The 18,243-nt window shown below is 46.7% G+C and carries 13 protein-coding genes; 10 read left to right on the plus strand and 3 right to left on the minus strand.

Annotation, left to right across the window (positions count from 1 at the left end):
- The first annotated feature begins 202 nt into the window (after positions 1–202).
- Genes MHH46_RS07905 through MHH46_RS07945 form a run of 9 tightly spaced genes read left to right on the plus strand, consistent with a single transcriptional unit; the run spans position 203 to position 13,929 of the window.
- Positions 203–1,174, plus strand: a complete 972-nt coding sequence (locus MHH46_RS07905; RefSeq protein WP_036675672.1) for a sugar ABC transporter permease — start codon at positions 203–205, stop codon at positions 1,172–1,174.
- Positions 1,175–1,191: 17 nt separating this feature from the next.
- On the plus strand, positions 1,192–2,076 hold the full coding sequence (locus tag MHH46_RS07910; protein WP_076130713.1) for a carbohydrate ABC transporter permease: 885 nt from the start codon (positions 1,192–1,194) through the stop codon (positions 2,074–2,076).
- Positions 2,077–2,110: 34 nt separating this feature from the next.
- Positions 2,111–3,697: an extracellular solute-binding protein gene (locus MHH46_RS07915; protein ID WP_076130714.1), complete on the plus strand. Its 1,587-nt coding sequence runs from the start codon at positions 2,111–2,113 to the stop codon at positions 3,695–3,697.
- A 51-nt stretch (positions 3,698–3,748) separates the two neighbouring features.
- Complete coding sequence (locus MHH46_RS07920) at positions 3,749–6,163, plus strand: helix-turn-helix domain-containing protein (protein WP_081388003.1); 2,415 nt, start codon at positions 3,749–3,751, stop codon at positions 6,161–6,163.
- 38 nt (positions 6,164–6,201) lie between these two features.
- Positions 6,202–8,829, plus strand: coding sequence for a hypothetical protein (locus MHH46_RS07925; RefSeq protein ID WP_076130719.1), 2,628 nt, complete (start codon positions 6,202–6,204; stop codon positions 8,827–8,829).
- A 27-nt stretch (positions 8,830–8,856) separates the two neighbouring features.
- Entirely contained in the window at positions 8,857–9,564 is a 708-nt protein-coding gene (locus MHH46_RS07930; RefSeq protein ID WP_179086343.1) for a DUF1961 family protein, read from the plus strand.
- A gap of 21 nt (positions 9,565–9,585) precedes the next feature.
- Positions 9,586–10,395, plus strand: a complete 810-nt coding sequence (locus MHH46_RS07935) for a polysaccharide deacetylase family protein (RefSeq protein WP_076130715.1) — start codon at positions 9,586–9,588, stop codon at positions 10,393–10,395.
- A gap of 27 nt (positions 10,396–10,422) precedes the next feature.
- Positions 10,423–11,694: an FG-GAP repeat protein gene (locus MHH46_RS07940; protein WP_076130716.1), complete on the plus strand. Its 1,272-nt coding sequence runs from the start codon at positions 10,423–10,425 to the stop codon at positions 11,692–11,694.
- A 15-nt stretch (positions 11,695–11,709) separates the two neighbouring features.
- Complete coding sequence (locus MHH46_RS07945; RefSeq protein ID WP_179086342.1) at positions 11,710–13,929, plus strand: glycoside hydrolase family 105 protein; 2,220 nt, start codon at positions 11,710–11,712, stop codon at positions 13,927–13,929.
- Positions 13,930–14,166: 237 nt separating this feature from the next.
- Here MHH46_RS07945 and MHH46_RS07950 read toward each other — a convergent pair whose 3' ends face one another.
- From MHH46_RS07950 to MHH46_RS07960, 3 genes are all read right to left on the minus strand, one after another.
- On the minus strand, positions 14,167–15,093 hold the full coding sequence (locus MHH46_RS07950; protein WP_143766647.1) for an IS3 family transposase: 927 nt from the start codon (positions 15,091–15,093) through the stop codon (positions 14,167–14,169).
- Positions 15,042–15,359 (minus strand): transposase, encoded by a 318-nt coding sequence (locus tag MHH46_RS07955; protein WP_036683594.1) that lies wholly within the window; start codon positions 15,357–15,359, stop codon positions 15,042–15,044. Before MHH46_RS07955 ends, MHH46_RS07950 begins: the two co-directional genes overlap by 52 nt.
- A gap of 451 nt (positions 15,360–15,810) precedes the next feature.
- Complete coding sequence (locus MHH46_RS07960; protein WP_076192907.1) at positions 15,811–16,638, minus strand: AraC family transcriptional regulator; 828 nt, start codon at positions 16,636–16,638, stop codon at positions 15,811–15,813.
- A gap of 147 nt (positions 16,639–16,785) precedes the next feature.
- On the opposite strand from MHH46_RS07960, the gene MHH46_RS07965 reads away from it, so the two are divergent.
- A complete protein-coding gene (locus MHH46_RS07965) occupies positions 16,786–18,072 on the plus strand; it encodes a Gfo/Idh/MocA family protein (RefSeq protein ID WP_076141355.1) in 1,287 nt (428 codons plus the stop codon).
- Positions 18,073–18,243 lie beyond the last annotated feature (171 nt).

Consider the following 18,243-nt stretch of genomic DNA (forward strand, 5'->3'; position numbering starts at 1 on the left):
ATGTCTTACGGACAATAGTAAACTTTTGCGCGGTTTGGACTTTTTAGATAAAATGGAATTTTTAGCTTATATAAAGCGTTCAAAAAAGTCCGATTGCTGGAAAAAATCACTAGCAGCATAATAGGAGTCGCAGTAAGGGTGATTGCAGTAATCCATGGCTACAGTAATCGCGAGCTGTACATGACAAATGGAGGTGAACAGGATGAAGCACGTAACAGTTCCGGGTACTGCAGAACAACAGCCAAAGCCGCAGACCTATCGAAATATCCGGGTAAGAAGATGGAAACGTTTTAAACGTGATAAATGGTTATATATTCTGCTGCTCCCTGGAGTCCTTTATTTTCTTGTTTTCAAATATGTTCCGATGTGGGGCGTGCTGCTGGCTTTTAAGAATTACCAGCCGTTTCTTGGTTTTCAGAAAAGTGAATGGGTAGGTTTTGAGCATTTTCGTGTTTTTTTCCAGAATCCCGATTTCTTTATGCTGCTGCGCAATACGTTATTGTTATCGTTTTATAATTTGATTTTCTTTTTTCCGGCGCCGATTATTCTGGCACTGCTTCTAAACGAAATACGGCTTTCCTTCTATAAAAAGACGATACAAACGATGATTTATGTTCCGCACTTTATATCCATGGTCATTGTGGCCAGTATGAGCTATGTATTTCTAACTACGGAAGGCGGGACTGTAAATGAGTTTTTGTATACGTTTACAGGCAGGAAAATAGACTTTCTAGCTAATCCTGACTGGTTCCGTCCATTGATTATTCTCCAGACGATCTGGAAGGAGTGCGGTTGGGGGACGATTATATTCCTGGCAGCACTGGCCGGTGTAGATGTGGAGCAATACGAGGCTGCGGTAGTAGACGGTGCGAACCGGTGGCGGCAGATTTGGCATATTACGTTGCCTGCTATCCGCAGTACAATCGTTATTTTACTTATTCTTCGGATGGGAACGATTTTGGATAACGGTTTTGAACAAATTTATTTAATGATGAATGCTCTTAATCGTGAAGTAGGTGAGGTGTTCGATACCTATGTATACGCACTGGGGATTACCCAGGGAGCTTTTAGTTACAGCACGGCTGTTGGATTATTTAAATCAATAATCGGTGTGACGCTTGTGCTCGGGACGAATTGGATCGCCAAAAAATTTGGTGAATCTGGACTTTATTGAGAAGGGAGAAGCTTGCTGTGGCCAAACAATACAAGAGTACGGGTGGAACTGCATTTGATATATTCAATTATATATTTTTAGGGATTATCGGGATCGTAGCGATTCTCCCTTTCCTCTTTGTGGTTTCGGGCTCCTTCGCTACAGATGCGGAAATTACTAAACGTGCCGTATTCCTGATCCCGACCACGATTTCATTTGACGCCTACCGGTTTATTTTTTCAACAGATACGATTATGCGCAGTATAGGGGTTTCTATTTATGTTACGGTAATCGGAACTGTCGTTAATTTATTCTTCACGGTAACTATGGCTTATCCGATGGCAAAACGATATCTGATGGGCCGTAATTTGGTACTCAACCTTGTTATTTTTACGATGCTGTTCGGTGGAGGAATGATTCCAACCTATCTCGTCATTCGGGAGCTGCATTTGCTGGATACGCTCAATTCTCTTATTTTACCGGGAGCAATTAGCGCCTTTAACCTGATTATTGTCAAAAACTTTTTTCAGGAGCTGCCTATAGAAATGGAAGAAGCGGCGCGTATTGATGGTTGTTCTGAGCTGGGCTTGTTGTGGAAGATAGTCCTTCCTTTATCCAAACCGGTTCTCGCTACATTTACGTTGTTCTATGCTGTGGGACATTGGAACAATTTCTTCTCGGCACTGCTCTATATTACGGATCCGACAAAATGGCCTTTGCAGGTGATGCTGCGACAGATCGTAATGTTGTCCCAATCTGCGGCTGGCGATATGAGTTCTATGGATCCGAGCTTTGTGCAGCCACCGGAGCAGTCGATTAAAATGGCGGTTATTGTAGTAGGTACTCTACCTATTTTATGTGTGTACCCATTTCTGCAAAAACATTTCGCTAAAGGGGTGATGCTGGGTTCTGTTAAAGGATAACAAACTTAACTTATTCCAATTTGGAGGTATAATAATGGAAGCTAATCGTTCGGTAAAAAAGAAGCGCTGGTTGTTACTTTTACTTGTGGCTATGATGGTTACAACTGTTGTTGCAGGTTGCTCAGGTAATGAATCTGCAGGTTCTAACAGCAAAAGTGAGGGAAGTAGTAATACTGGAGAAGAGAAAAGCGAGTCCCCGCTGGATCTGACCCTCATGCTGCCGATATTCAAAACAAATTATCCGAAGGATGGCAGTCCGGTTGCTGCTGAACTGGAGAAACAGACCAATACAAAAATCCACTTTGAGTGGGTCCCGAATGCATCTTATGCAGATAAATTTAATATTACGCTAGCTTCTGGGAAGCTGCCGACCATTATCTACGTGGGGGATGTTAAGGCTTCTAGTTTTGTGAACGCTGCCAAATCGGGTGCATTCTGGGAAGTAGGGCCTTACCTTAAGGATTATCCGAATTTAAGCCAAGCGAACCCGGTTATTCTGAAAAACTCGGCCATTGATGGGAAGAATTACGGGATCTATCGGGGGCGTGTACTCGGCCGTAACGGTATGGTTTTCCGCAAGGATTGGCTGGAGAAGGTGGGGTTGCAAACACCGCAGACGGTGGATGATTTCTACAATATGCTGAAAGCGTTCAAGGAAAAAGATCCAGACGGCAATGGTAAAGAGGATACGTATGGCATGGTGCTTGTCAAATGGAGCGGCCAGTGGGCCAGCGGTTTTGATACCATTAAGTTATGGTTTGGAACACCGAATAAATGGGGCGTGCAAGATGGCAAGCTGGTGCCTGAGCATGAATATCCAGAATATTTGGAAGCGCTTAAGTTCATGAAGAAGCTGTATGATGAGAAATTGATCAACTCCGACTTTGCTGTAATGGACAGTGCCAAATGGACAGATCCGATCGTGAACAATAAGGCAGGAGTAATCGTCGATGTGGTCGATACAGGCGCCCGGGTGGATGATAAAATTCACGCTGCGCTAGAAAAAGAAGGCAAAGACGAACCGGATAAACATTATGTAGATGTAAGCGGGGGCGTAACAGGTACGGATGGCAAGCTACACACATTGCCAACCTCTGGTTTCTCGGGCATGCTGGCTATTCCAAAATCATCTGTGAAGAGCGAAGAAGAACTGAAACGGGTACTGGCTTTTCTAGATCAAATCAATAATCCGGAATTACAAACGATGTTAGGTTTTGGTTTGGAAGGTACTCACTACACTATGGTGGATGGTTTTATTGAACGCTCCAAAGACACTGTACTTGTGGAGTCAGAAGTGGAAGGTCTAAACCAAATATTGGCTTATATTCCTGAGGATAAGTCCAAGACTGTAGCACAAACGCCGCTGCGCCTTAAACAAACTGAAGTTCAAAAGGCAAATGAAGCTTCCATCGTGGTTAATCCGGCAGAGGCCTTTATTTCCACAGTATATTCGCAAAAGGGTGCTCAACTCGACAATGTAATTAACGATGCACGCATAAAGTATATTGTAGGACAAATTGATGAAGCTGAATTGAAATCAGCATTTGACGTATGGAGAAAAACAGGTGGAGATGATTTAGTTAAGGAAATGAACGAATTATACGCTAAGGCTGACCACTAGATCCTTCCTAGTGCTTTTATCCGGCTGGAAAGGATCTGAGGAGCAAAACGAATGTGGTTCGATTGCACTTCAAATTTATCTGATTCGGCTGGTGAGAGCATAGTGATGAGAAATGTGGCGAAATGGAAGCGTTATACAAAAGGCTGGTCAGGCTGTAAAGGCCGGTATTATCGTAAAAACCTGATCATTATGCTGGTGGTGTCATCCATTCCGGGGTTTATTATTGGTGCGCTTGTCTACTGGATGGCAGGGGGACGCCTGGAGAGCGAGCTGCTGCAGATGCATAACAGGCAGATTGAACAGCGGGCGGCTAATATTGATGATCAGCTGTCCAATCTGGAGCTGATGCTGGCACATTGGGCTTTTGATCCCAAGTTTGATTACAGCTTGAATGGCCTTGATTTTATTCAGGATCATGAGCGGGCTTGGGATATTACGAAGACACTCGTAGTGATGCAGGGCTCGAACACGATGACGAGTAACGTTGAACTCTATCTATCAGGAGATCATCCATTACTATTTAATCCCGAATATGGCACGATTGACTCCAGCATGGTTTCTGGTCAATATGACAAATTGATTGATACTGAACAAAGCACCTATTGGACGCAGTGGGCATTCGATCCCAATAAACCAAATATCAAAGAATTAACGCTTATCCATCATATTCCGGGCGGAAGCTTGAAGCCCTTCGGGGCTCTTTTGCTCCGCATGGATACGGAGAAAGTAGCTGCGATGCTACGAACTATGACACCTTATAATAGCGGCGAGACATTTTTGCTGCAGACGACGGGGGATTTGTACGTATCTGCTGGAGACAGTGCCGAGGATTCTCCCTTACTTACCGCATTGCATAATGAGATTGTGGAACGGGGCGCGAACCATGAGTCAAATCTTGAGTCCTCTTTTCTCTTCGACTGGGGTAAGGCTACATATGCAGTGACTTATGGTGAGTTTTCCCGACTCTCCGCAGACTGGCTCTATGTGTCCGCTTCACCGATAACCAGCATAACTTCACCTGTCGTCTTCATTTCAAGACTGATATTTTTAGTTAGCTTTAGTGCTTTGCTGCTGGCGGCGATTCTGTCTTGGTTTGCTTCCCGTAAAATCTATTCACCGATAGGACGTTTGCTGCAGACTTTGTTGCCTGACCAAGCGGCGGCTGCGAGTAGGGAGGATGAGTTCATTCTGATTGAACGGCATTGGCAGAACTTGCACGGGGAGAGCCATGCCCTGAAGTACACTCTTTCCGAGCAGCTTCCACATGTGAAGGAAAGCTTCCTGCATCAGCTGTTTCAGGGGTATTTATATTCTTATTCTGAGCAGGATCTGCAAAGCCGGATGCGGCGCTTTAAGTGGGAAGTAGAGGATTGTCATTATATTATTCTTTATATTCAGCTTACAGGCATCTCCAGCCAGGAGGGGAAGTTCCGCAACGGTGATGAAAGTCTTGTATCATTCGCCGCCGTCAATATTATCGGAGAATTGTCTGCCGAGCACTTTAAGCAGGCTGATATTATCAATTTCCATGATCTCACGGCAGGATTACTTCTTATCGAACCCGTTGCGAATCCATCGCTGGAAGCGGTGCAAGCCTTTAGCGAAGAACTGACAGGAACGATTAATCGCATGTTAAAAATGAGGGTAACAGTGGCGTTTAGTGCACCGGTTGGAAGGATATCCGGTATTCCGCTAGCGTTCGAGGCTGCGAAGCAAGCCGCTAGTTATCGCCAGTTTGGTGGTGAGAACCAGATTATTAATATGGAGCTACTGGATCGTGAGGGGCAAAGTACGCCAGAACCGCAATATTCGTTCACTTTGGAGCGCGGAATGATTCAGGCCCTGCGCACAGGAGAAGCGGAAGAGGCTTACCGGCTGTTGGAGGAATTTCTGGAGGCACTGTGTGCCAATGGGGCAAAAGTGATTGATGTACAGCAGGGTATGCTTCATTTGTTAGGCAGTATTCAGCACGCCATTATGGTCTCAGGCATTCATCCAAACCAACTGTTCAAAGGGGCTAATCTGTACGCGGCACTGTCGCAAATTCATGAGCCGAAGCTTATCCTTGCCTGGTTTCAGGAAAAGGTAGTCGCACCGTATCTGACGGAGCTGAGTGAACGTTCTGATGCCGGAATCAAACGGACGATTGAGCATGCCATGATGTATATCAATGAGCATTATATGGATAATATTTCGCTGGATGGATGTGCGGATTATACAGGAATCAGCCCATTTTTACTGAGTAAATCATTCAAACGGGTCACCGGGAAAAATTTCATCGATTATCTGACCGAATTACGGCTTGATAAAGCCAAGGAGCTGCTGCGTGATACCTCGCTGCGAATTAACGATGTAGCTGAACAGGTGGGTTATCAGCATAGCTATTTTAACCGGATTTTTAAGAAACAAGAGGGAATAACTCCAAGCCGCTATAGAGAACTAAGCCATAATAATGAAGCTCTTTAAAAGTAAAGAGGACGTGCGGCGAAGAACGTATGAAGGAGATGGTTGTTGTGCCTACGGCTCTGCCGATTGGCCTGCATTGGCTAAAAAAGCCCGCTATTGATGTGGGTGTTACCTGGGGGGTTCCTTGGAAAAAAGGAGCGCTCGGCAGGGAATCGTTAAAGAATCTCTGCTTAAGTATGCCGAAGAACGAAAAGCATGTGCCGCTGCAAAGCTGGCCAGCAGCTTTTTGGCCAGACGGGAGCATCAAATGGTCCACGCACTCGGTAGTAAACAAAAATTCGGATATTCAGCAGGATTCCTTAGTGACAATGACAATAAATCAAGCGACTCCAGCTACGGAAGTGACAGAGCGACTAACTGTGCAGGAAACAGAGGAAGCTTTCATTATAGATACAGGTGTTATTATTTGCACGGTTAACAAGCAGGGGAAGGGTCTTATCCGCAGTATTGTACGCAGAAATCCGGCGGACACGGAAGGAACGGAAGTTTGCAGTAATGGCGAGCTTGTATGTATACGTGAACAGAGAGATGAGGGTGCTGGCACCCTGAGCATACGTGAGGAGCGGTTCACAGGACGAACGTTAAGTGCCATCCTTGAACAGGACGGACCTGTTCGCGCAGTGGTGAAGCTAGATGGACTTCACCAAGCTTCGCACAGTGCTCGTGAGTGGCTTCCCTATACGTTACGTTTATATTTTTATGCTGGGCTGGAGTCTATTCGATTAGTTCATACGTTTCATTATGACAGTAATCCACAGCAGGATTTTATTAAAGGATTGGGAATAGAATTCACAGTGCCGATGCGTGGACCTCTTTACAACCGCCATGTTCGTTTTGCCGGAGATAGCGGCTTGTTTAGCGAGTCTCCTAAGACGTTGCATACACGGCGAACCAAAGGTAAGTACCGTGATTTATTCCTCGATCAGGTAGCAGGATGTGCTGTGAAATTTAATCCAGAAGAGGATGCCTATTTCCTTAATTTATTGGATGACTCTGCCACTTGGGGCAGCTTTCGGCTGGTTCAAGATTCTTCCGAGCATTATGGGATCTGGAAGCGGACAGAGGATGGCTGCGCTTGGATCAAGGCAGCAGAAGGCCGCCGGGCAGGTGGGCTTGGTTATGTTGGGGCAGAGGGCGGAGGGCTAGCCGTCGGGATGAAGAATTTCTGGCGTAAGCATCCGGCAGGAATGGAGATTGGTTCCACTGCCACTGACGCGGCAGCACTTACTGTCTGGTTCTGGTCACCTGATGCGGTAGCTATGGACTTGCGGCATTATGATACGAAAACACATGTGGAATCCTCGTATGAAGGTGCAGAAGAATTACGGGCCACTCCATTTGGTATCGCTAATACTAGCGAGCTAACATTCTGGTGTACGGCGCAGACTCCCGGGCCTGAGTTGTTGCAGCGGATGCAGGCAGAAGCTGAAGAACCTTCATTGCTGGTTTGTGAACCAACTTATTATCATGAAGCGGGTGCTTTTGGTTTCTGGAGTTTGCCTGATCGGAGCACACCAGCCAAAGCGTATCTGGAAGAGCGGCTGGACGGGATCATCTCCTTTTACAAGGAAGAGATCGAGCAGCGCAAATGGTACGGTTTTTGGGACTACGGAGATTTCATGCACAGCTATGATCCGGTCAGACATGTATGGAACTATGATCTCGGTGGCTGCGCCTGGCAGAATTCCGAGCTGGTGCCAAATATGTGGTTGTGGGTAACGTTTCTCCGGTCCGGGAGAGCGGATGTGTTCCGAATGGCCGAAGCTATGACCAGGCATACGAGTGAGGTAGATGTATATCATTTTGGCGAATACGCCGGACTAGGCTCGCGGCATAATGTCATCCACTGGGGCTGCGGCTGCAAAGAGGCTCGTATCGCCATGGCGGGTCTGCATCGCTACTATTATTATCTGACCGGAGACGAGCGGGTCGGCGATATTATGGACAGTGTAAAGGATGCTGATTATTCAACAGTTACTCTGGATCCGATGCGGGCGTATTTTCCGAAGGATGAATTCCCGACTCATGTTAGGGTGGGTCCGGACTGGGCGGCCTTTAGCTCTAATTGGATGACCCGCTGGGAGCGGTTCGAGGATACCGCTTATCGTGACAAGATTATAACAGGTATGGATTGCATCAAAAGGGCAAATTTACGGCTATTATCTGGTCCCACATATGGTTATGATCCGGCAACTGGCCTATTGTCGGGAATGGGCGACGATAACTGGGGGCGTCATTTAGCCATTAGCATGGGAGGTCCGCAGGTGTGGTTCGAGCTGGCGGCAATGCTGGAGGACCCGGACTGGGAAGATATGCTGGCTGAGTTCGGCGTATTTTATAATTTGCCACAAGAAGAGAAGGACACATTTACAGGAGGGTTGATTTCAGGAAAACTCCGTTTTGAGCATCCTGTACTCAGCGTAGCCATTGCTGCATATGGAGCATATTACCGCAAGGATCCAGCGACGGCAGAGCGGTGCTGGTCGATTTTGCTGGAGAATCCGTTTGGTTGTGTGAATCTACAGGAGGAAGCTGATCGGGTCACTTATATGACTGAGTTAAATGAGATCGATTGGATGAATACAAATGAAGCCTCGCAGTGGTCTTTAAATACGATCATTGCCTTGGAATTAATCGGTAGTGCTTTACCGGAACGCGCGAATTAAAGGCTTCATTGTGGGGAGGAATGATTTATGGCTAGGCCGATGCAGGACACGGGTATAGGTGGTTTGATCCCTGAAGCATGGAAACCAATCTACCATAATCCCCTCGCTTCAACTAGTGATATCGCTGGATTCCAGATGGAGGGAGCGGGAGCAGTTTCCTTCCCTTTGCAGCGAATGAGACTGGAGAGTACTATCCATGCCGAGGCCGGACAACAAGCAAATGTCGTTCTCTGGTGTCCAGAAGAGTTCCCGGCAGACCTCGCCGTATCTTGGAATTTCCGCCCATTGCGTGAGCCGGGGTTGGCGATTTTGTTTATCGCGGCCAAAGGAGAGGGTGGGAAGGATTTATTTGATTCCGCGCTTGCTCGCCGTACGGGTGAATATGATCAATACCATCACGGGCAGATAGACACGTATCATATCTCGTATTTTCGCAGGCGTTGGGTGGAAGAACGTGAATTTCATACCTGTAATTTGCGTAAAAGCTATGGTTTTCATCTGGTTACGCAGGCAGCCGATCCGCTTCCGGACGTCAGCGACATGACTGAGCCCTACCGGATGTTAGTGGTAAAGCGTGGTCCTATGCTGTTTTTTGCAATCAATGAACTGCCGGTTTTTACATGGATAGATGATGGTGAAACCTATGGGCCGCTACTGACAGGCGGGAAAATTGGGTTTCGACAGATGGCACCCCTGATGGCTGAATACTCAAATCTGACGGTTTTTGGACAGTAATGCGAAGGAGGCTTCAGATGGATGTCTATTATTTATTATTGTTACCCTGAAGGCAGACATAAGGCGCTTACAATGAGCTATGATGACGGCAGACGGGCTGACGAAAGATTGGTAAGACTATTTAACCGCCATGGGATTAGAGGAACATTTCATCTCAATTCTGGCCTGCTGGGTGAAGGTAATCGTATTGCGGCAGATGAAATAACTGAGCTGTACCAGGGACATGAGGTATCTGTTCATACGCAACACCATCCGACGATAGCCCGTTGTCCGCAGGAGCAAATCATCCATGAGATTATGGAGGATCGAAAGTGTTTTGAGACGCTGCTCCAGGTGCCGATACGGGGAATGTCTTATCCTAACGGTTCCTTTAACAAGGAGATAAAGAAGCTTTTGCCTCATTTAGGCATGGAATATGCCCGTGTGGTACAGACCACTGGCGGCGGCTTTGGGCTGCCGGAGGATTGGCTGGAATGGCGGGGGACTTGCCATCATAATGATCATTTGCTGGAGCATGCGGAGCAGTTCGTGAAGCTGCATAAACGGCAGTATTTATATCTGATGTATGTGTGGGGCCATAGTTATGAATTTGATAACGATAATAACTGGGAGCTGATGGAAAGCTTCTGTGAAGCAGTGGGAGGACTAGAGGAAATCTGGTACGCGACAAATATTGAACTCGTTCATTATATGAAGGCTTGTGAAGCCCTTATTTTCTCCGCTGCTCGGGATTTTGTATATAATCCGGGAGCGGTATCTGTCTGGCTGGAAATCGACGGTGTGATTATAGAAGTAGCAGGCGGACAAACCGTCCGTTTCCCAGAGATCTAATCGAAGAGAGAAGACAGGAGGATTCTAATGAAAACGAAGGACACACAATTAGTCTATCAGCTGGCAAAAGTAGATATTTCCGCTGCCGGTCCACGCTGCAAAATGCTTATTGGCGATCTGAATGGGGATGGACGTGCGGAAATGCTGCTGGTTCAGCCGGATAATCGCCAGGATGTACGTTATATTCCCCATCAGGTGCAATGCCTGACTGCTTTTGATATGGATGGCAAGCTGCTGTGGCAGGTGGGCACACCCGATCCTGACGCTGGCAGCCAAGGCTCGGACTATCCAGCGCAAATTTATGATTTAGATGGTGATGGGGCGCTGGAAGTATTATGTGTAATGGATGGACGGTTTCATATTCTTGAAGGTTCAACAGGAACGGTTAAGTCGATATACGACTTACCTGCTGAACATGCACATGATTGTATTATCATCGCCAATCTAACAGGGCAAGAACACGCTTCCGACATCATTCTGAAGGACCGTTATCATCAACTGTGGGCCATGGATCAGGATTTCAATTTATTATGGACGCATAAAGGCAATGTAGGACATTATCCGTGGGTTCACGATCTTCATGGAAATGGACAGGATCAAGTGATGGCAGGTTATGATCTGCTTGATTCTAAAGGTGATTTATTATGGAGCTGCCATGATCTTGACGACCATGCGGACTGTATTTGGGTTGGCGATGTGAATGGAGATGGCTATCCTGAACTGGTTGTCGGCGGAAGCGTAACGGTGATGTATGACCGGGACGGACAAGAGCTTTGGCGTTATGACGGCTCCATCGAGTCACAGCATCTGGCGTTAGGCCGATTCCGGCCTGAACTGCCTGGTCTTCAGGTTGCCGGGCTGGACCGAATGATCCGCGAAGATGACGGCAAAGGGCTGAAGGGCAAGGATGCGTTGTTTCTTCTAGACTGTAATGGCAAGGAACTGTGGAAAGAAGAACGTACAAGCGACGGTTGGCTGACTATAGTTGAAGCCGTGAGTAACTGGCAATTTGGTTCTCCGGATTATATTCTCGCGTACCGCCGGGGAGGCGGAGTATATCCTGCTTTGTACGATGGACATATGCGGGTTGTAGCTGAATTCAAGGAGGAAGGTTATGCCGTTCACGGCGATCTTCTGGGATGTGGCAGGGAACAGGTTGTAATTTATAATGATGAGTCCGCAACGGTATATTCAAGCGAGTGGATAGATATTAGTACCTGTGCCTCTGAGAAATCGTTACCTCACCCTAAAAGATTGTACAACTCGACGCTGTATCCCGGTGGAGAAATAACGGTGTGAAGGAGGATACGCTTAGTGAGTACTTATATTCCAGAATACTTTCCTGATCCTGATTGTATTGCCAAATATAATGGGGGCAAAATCGAAAATGTACTGGCCGCAGTGGCCAGCCGTTTTATCGGTGCCTATCCCCCGCAGCCTCCGGTGTACCGGGTACATTCGCAGAGTGGTTTCAACCGGCTCCGCGACTGCCGTTACGATATGAATCTGGAAGAACGACTGCCGGAGCTAGCGGCAGGACAATTCGTATATGTGTGGGGAAAGCTGTGGAGTGACAATGAGGTAGATGCCCCTTTCTCAGTTAGTTGCTACAGTCCAGTTAAGGTTTACATAAATGGACGGCTGGTGTTTAGCTCCAATCTAAATGATGATGTGTTTCCGGACAGAAGGACGTTTTTTCGGGCGAGCATGGATAAAGGCTGGAACCATCTGGTACTGGAGTATGTTGCAACAGGTACAGGTTGCGGAGGGGTTTTTGGAACGGGCAGTGTCAAAGGTGCACCAGTACACTTTCTTACTCCGACGGCGCAGTTAAGCGGTTGTGAAGGTTGGATTTATAGTGGACCCCAGCAGACATCTTGGGCAGCTTGGCTGGAAGCTGAATTCACTGAAGAGCAAATGACAGCTCGCTGCGTTTGGTTTCCGACACAGCAATGGTCGCCACAGGAACAGGCAACTGGCAACTGTTCACGCATATTTGGGGAAATGCTGGGAGCCAAGGCGTATGCTTGGTGTAAGCTGGAAGTTAACAGCCTACAGGAAGACGACATTCGTCTGCAAGGTAGCTATCGTGGAATGGCTGAAATCTCTATCTATGTGAATGGGAAACTTGTAGCTGAGCATCAGAACGTGAAAGGTATGCTTGATATCCAACTGGAGCTTGGTTATGGACTACATGATCTGGTCGTGGAGTCCATCTGTGGAGAGGGGAATTGGGGATTTGAACTGGACGTACGGTCTGGTGGTGTTCAGAGTAGTCTCGTGCAACCATATCCCGTTGAAGGATTAACTGATCCATGGTTGTACCTTGGATTGTTCACCAAGGAGGCAGCGCCGAAAGTCTTAGAACTGACCTCTATGGATACTTTATTTGGGGAAGCGGATGAAGTAACCTTTTGGCGTGTAGACCAGCCGAATAGCTGGGTTAGGCCTTATTTGGAGAGTGTTATGTTTGGGCGCTGGAATTACCCTCTAGGCGTAACCCTGTACGGATTGCTGAGAACAGGAGTAGAGCTTAAGGCCCCCCATTATGCCGAATATGCACAACACCATATTGAGCAATGTACAGGGCTGCATAAATATGCCTTATGGGACCTTGGACGTTATGGCGCTCCGGGCATCAATCATCAGCTGGCGCTGATGGATTCGCTGGACGACTGCGGATCCTTCGGGGCAACGATGCTGGAAGCATATAAGCTTCGTTCACTACAGGGCGCACCGGAAGCTGCTGCTGAAATTGCCAATTATATTACTAAAGTGCAGAGCAGGCTGCCTGACGGAGCTCTGTATCGGACCAGTGGCACAGTTGATTTCATGCAGCAGACGATGTGGTGTGATGATTTGTATATGAGCACACCATTTCTAAGCAAATATTATGAATTGACCGGAAATGCGGCTTATCTTGATGATGCGGCGGCGCAGTTTTTACATTACAAGGAGCGGCTGTTCCAGCCGGAGCTTGGCATTATGCATCATGTGTATGATTATAAGTTTAATAAACCCAATGGCGTGCCTTGGGGCAGAGGTAATGGTTGGGTGATTTTCTCGCTGACTGAGCTGCTTGAAGTTATGCCTGAGCAACATCCGTTGCGATCTGATTTGCTTGATTATTTCCGCGAGCTTAGTAAAGGCTATCTTAAGCTGCAAGATGAGCGGGGCCTATGGCATCAAGTGTTGACGGATCCTGAGTCCTACGCGGAGGCTTCTTGTACCTCTATGTTTATTTACGCTTTTGCTAGAGGCGTACGCTGCGGTTGGCTGCTGGAACCAGACTCATACGTAACCTCTGCAATCAACGGCTGGAGCGGCTTAACCCGTCATTGTATTGACAAACAAGGCAATGTTTACGGTGTCTGCCGCGGTTCGGGTTATTCGTTTAACAAACTGTATTATAAAGATGAATTGACCTGGCAATTAAACGATACACATGGGATTGGCATCGTGTTGCTGGCCGGAATTGAGGTTCACAGGCTCGTACGAGATTTGGAAATGAAATCACATGACGAAGCAAAATGAATGGCATGATGAGGAATGAGACGACCGTATTAATCACAAAATTACAGCGGAGCAGCTATACTCCATTAGTGGGGATCGCTGCTCTTTGTTATGCGTTACAGTGCTGCTTAAACTCCCCAAACCGCCGATTACTCCTGCTAGACAAAGTTATGCGGACTCAGATGACGTTATTTGCAGATATATCGCCTTTTGGGGCCATTTTCGGACTCCATGGACCTCTGTCAAGAAAGTGGACAGTCACGCAACAGACATTCTAGTCAATTGCTCAGCAAAACGAACTGGAGAAAGATACCCCAGCGCGCCATGCATTCGCTTGCGGTTATAGTAAAATTCAATATATTGAAAAAGTGTCTGGTAGGCTTGCTCCTTAGTTTTGAATCGTGGATTACAATAAATGAGCTCCTTTTTCAAAATGCTGTGCCACGACTCGATACAGGCGTTATCATAACAGTTACCTCTGCGGCTCATGCTGGACTCCATGCCATACGCCTTCAACTGCTTCGTGTATTCATGAGAAGTATATTGAGAACCTCTATCGGAGTGATGTAATAGACCCTTTTCCGGTTGTTTAGCTTCGTAAGCATCTTGTAAAGCGCCCGAAATCAAGCTAGTTTCCATATGGTTCTCCAAGCGCCACCCCACGATTTCGCGCGTGCAAAGGTCCATCACACTAGCCAGGTACAACCGCCCTCCCCGGCAAGGAATGTACGTAATGTCGGTAACCCATACTGAATTGGGTTTGAGTATTTTAAATTGCTGGTTCAGCGTATTCGGGGCAATCGGATGGTCATGATTGGAGTCGGTGGTCTGTACCCGATACGTTTTGGAGACAATGGAGCGAAGCTTCATATGTCGCATGTACACACTCACCGTGCGTTCGGTAACGGTATAACCTTCTTGATGTAACAGGCGGGTGATCTTCGGACTCCCATACCGCTTTTGATGGTCTGCAAAATGATACTGAATTCGCTTCATTATCGCAGCCTTACGAAGCATATGCGTACTGGTTTTTTCTGTCCGCCACTTGTAGTACCCGCTCCGTGACACATGTAGGGTCATGCACATCTTCTCCAAGAGAAACTCGGAGCGATGTTTTTCAATAAACTGGAATCTCAGTTCCTTGGTTTGCTGAAGATGTGCACTGCTTTTTTTACGATCGCTAATTCCTCTTCCACATCGGCAATCTTGTTATCTTTTTCTTGAAGTTGACGGCTCATTTCTTTCAACTGTGCCTCGAGTTCCCGTACTCGATCCACGCTAGCTGCCGGTTCATTCTTTAGTTCTCGATACTGGCTCATCCATTGATGCAGGGTACTTTTTGGGATGTTGAGCTCTTCCGCCAAGTCGCCCACTGTCTTTGTTTGCTCTTGAATGAACTGCACTGTCTGTTTTTTAAATTCTTCGTTATACCGTTGTCGATGTTCTCCCATGTGAACACACCTCCGTGGACTCATTATCGCCAGTCTGTTAACTACTGTCCACTTTTTATTCTAGCTTCACAAATGGCGTTATTGCTTCGAAAACGGCTAATATAGGTAACTTTTTATGCCAATAGCGACTATGGGGTCCGATAAAATCCCAAAATAGCGATTATGCTGCGAATAAGGTCCACTGGGTCCGATAGCCTCATGAACTTTGTTCGCACGAAAAGGTAATCTAGTGACGAGATATTGTTGTTGCTCAGATGCTCCCGGTGCTCCCGATGCTCCTGATGCTCCCGATGGTCCTGATGCTCCCGATGCTCCTGATGCCCCCGATGGTCCTGATGCCCCCGCTGCCCTCGCTGCCCCAGATGCCCCCATGCCCATGGCAGTTCACATAAGGTGCTTGTGATCGACGGAGCGGCTACATAGAGAATCGGTTGTGATTTCTAGCTGTGGATCAGCGGTTTTGCTTGCGATATTGCAAAGGCGAACGTTTAACGATTTGTTTAAACACACGCCCGAAGTGGGCGATGCTGTCAAAGCCGGTATCCTCGGCGATGTTCGTAACTTTAGCGTTGGTGCTCTGCAAGAGACGTTGGGCTTCCTTGATCCGAATGTAGTTTAGATATTCTACGATGGTGAAGCCAGTTGTCTGCTTGAACACTCGGCAGAGATAGGTGCTGCTGATGAAAAAAGTCTCAGATAGCCGCTCCAATGTAAGCTTTTCAGCATAATGTGTTTGTAAAAAATCAATAATTTCGTAGACTTTTAGCTGCTTCTCACTGCTCTCAGGGGCAATGGGCTCGCGGCTTATTTCCTGTATTCTGTTCATTTCAATAAATAGTTGGATGAGCAGCGTCTGCAGATAGGGGATTTGCTGTGTCCGTGGTTCTGTTTGTTCTTTTAGCATGCTGAAAAGAAGATATTCAATGGCCCCCTGTTCATGTGCTCCGGGCCGCAAAAGCAAGCTTTGTGTAGCCATAAATGGAAAATGCAGCTCGAAGTGCGCCAATGTCTTTTGCAGAAAGCTTTCCTCAAAGTTAATTAAGATCCGTTCATGGCTTGCAGAGCCTTTAGAGGTGGTACGATGGAGCTCGTTCTTGTTAATAAAAATCAGATCACCTTTACGCAAGGTGTAGATCAGATTGTTAATGTAATAACTGCGTTCCCCGGCGAGTAAATAATAAATTTCATAAGTATCGTGATAATGGTCGGAATCCATGCTGAATGGACCGGCTCTTTTTATTTGCTCAATTATAAAAGGAGGCTGAGGCTCCTGTTCCATGCTAAATCTGCTCCTTTCTGATGATGAGGATAATATTTGCAAAGTTTTTGTTATTTCTGCTAAGAATCGCTTAGATTAAGATATATTTTATACTATACACTATAAGAAGAAAACGCTTTTAAATCAATAAGTGATGGAGTGATCCTGATGTCCAACAAGAAATATGCTTTCGTAGGAACCGGCGGCCGAGCGGAGTTTTTTTATGGTGAGATCACCACGAATTATCGTGAAACCTCTGAGATTGTAGGCTTTTGTGATGTGAATGGAGCAAGAATGGATTATGCGAACCGTTTGCTGGAGGAAAAATATAAATATCAAGCGGTTCCTACCTATAAAGCTCATGAGTTTGACCGTATGATTGAGGAAACCAAACCTGACACGGTTATTGTCACGAGTATTGACCGCACGCATCATCGTTACATTATCCGGGCGATGGAGCTTGGCTGCGATGTTATTTCGGAGAAACCGATGACAGTGGATGAAGAGAAATGTCAGGAAATTCTTGAAGCGATTGAGCGGACTGGGAAAAAGCTGCGTGTGACCTTCAATTACCGCTATGCCCCACACAACACCAAAATCCGTGAACTCATTATGGACGGCGCGATTGGAGAAGTGCTTTCCGTCAACTTCGAGTGGCTGCTAAATACGCAGCATGGGGCGGATTACTTCCGCAGATGGCATCGTGATAAACGGAACAGCGGAGGTCTGTTGGTTCATAAATCCACACATCATTTCGATTTGATGAATTTCTGGCTGGGTTCGCGCCCAGATACGATTTATGCGATGGGTGATCTAAGATTTTATGGCAGAGAAAACGCGGAGAAGCGCGGGGTGACTGAGTTTTATCAGCGTGCTCATGGTAGCAGTGCGGCGGAAAACGATCCGTTTGCCCTGCATCTTAAAGATAATGAGCAGTTAAAGCAGATGTATCTGGATACGGAGCATGAGGATGGTTACCTGCGTGACCAAAGTGTGTTCGGTGACAATATCAGCATTGAGGATACGATGGCGGTTATGGTCAAATACAAAAATAAGACGATTATGAATTATTCACTTAATGCTTATCTGCCTTGGGAGGGTTTCATTGTGGTATTTAATGGGACCAAGGGGCGGATGGAAGTAAAGGTCGTCGAACAGTCTTATGTAAATGCCGGAGGAAATAAGGAAGATGAAGGGGCGTTAAAAGACAAGCGGATCACGGTCTTCCCTCATTTCGCAGCACCTTATGAAGTGGAGATTGAAGAAGGAGTTGGGGGGCACGGAGGCGGAGATCCTGTGATGCTGCGTGATATTTTTGAACGTCCGCTGGAGGATCGCTTTAATCGTGCAGCATCCCATGTGGACGGAGCGTTGTCTATTATGACCGGGATTGCGGCAAATCGTTCAATAGCTACTGGACTTCCAGTTAAGGTAGATCAGTTAATAAAATTGTAGTAGCCCGTTTATGAACAAGCGGCTTTGGGTTCGTAGGGAGCGTTTCTCCAGAATCCCGGAGGGCCCTCCGCTCTGTCCACATGTTAAGCCAACTTCTACTCTTAGATTGAGCTAAAAAAAGTGAAAATAAAAGGCTGTCTCCATAATCATCGTAGATGACTAAGAGACAGC

Origin of the sequence: Paenibacillus sp. FSL H8-0175, from assembly GCF_045040615.1 — a bacterium.
Lineage (GTDB): Bacteria > Bacillota > Bacilli > Paenibacillales > Paenibacillaceae > Paenibacillus_AQ > Paenibacillus_AQ odorifer.

What these genes read in the sequence shown, in the direction of transcription:
- MHH46_RS07905 (WP_036675672.1), top strand. Translation starts at nt 203, where the DNA reads ATGAAGCACGTAACAGTTCCGGGTACTGCAGAACAACAGCCAAAGCCG.
- MHH46_RS07915 (WP_076130714.1), top strand. Translation starts at nt 2,111, where the DNA reads ATGGAAGCTAATCGTTCGGTAAAAAAGAAGCGCTGGTTGTTACTTTTA.
- MHH46_RS07920 (WP_081388003.1), top strand. Translation starts at nt 3,749, where the DNA reads ATGTGGTTCGATTGCACTTCAAATTTATCTGATTCGGCTGGTGAGAGC.
- MHH46_RS07925 (WP_076130719.1), top strand. Translation starts at nt 6,202, where the DNA reads ATGGTTGTTGTGCCTACGGCTCTGCCGATTGGCCTGCATTGGCTAAAA.
- MHH46_RS07930 (WP_179086343.1), top strand. Translation starts at nt 8,857, where the DNA reads ATGGCTAGGCCGATGCAGGACACGGGTATAGGTGGTTTGATCCCTGAA.
- MHH46_RS07935 (WP_076130715.1), top strand. Translation starts at nt 9,586, where the DNA reads ATGTCTATTATTTATTATTGTTACCCTGAAGGCAGACATAAGGCGCTT.
- MHH46_RS07940 (WP_076130716.1), top strand. Translation starts at nt 10,423, where the DNA reads ATGAAAACGAAGGACACACAATTAGTCTATCAGCTGGCAAAAGTAGAT.
- MHH46_RS07955 (WP_036683594.1), bottom strand. Translation starts at nt 15,359, where the DNA reads ATGGGAGAACATCGACAACGGTATAACGAAGAATTTAAAAAACAGACA.
- MHH46_RS07960 (WP_076192907.1), bottom strand. Translation starts at nt 16,638, where the DNA reads ATGGAACAGGAGCCTCAGCCTCCTTTTATAATTGAGCAAATAAAAAGA.
- MHH46_RS07965 (WP_076141355.1), top strand. Translation starts at nt 16,786, where the DNA reads ATGTCCAACAAGAAATATGCTTTCGTAGGAACCGGCGGCCGAGCGGAG.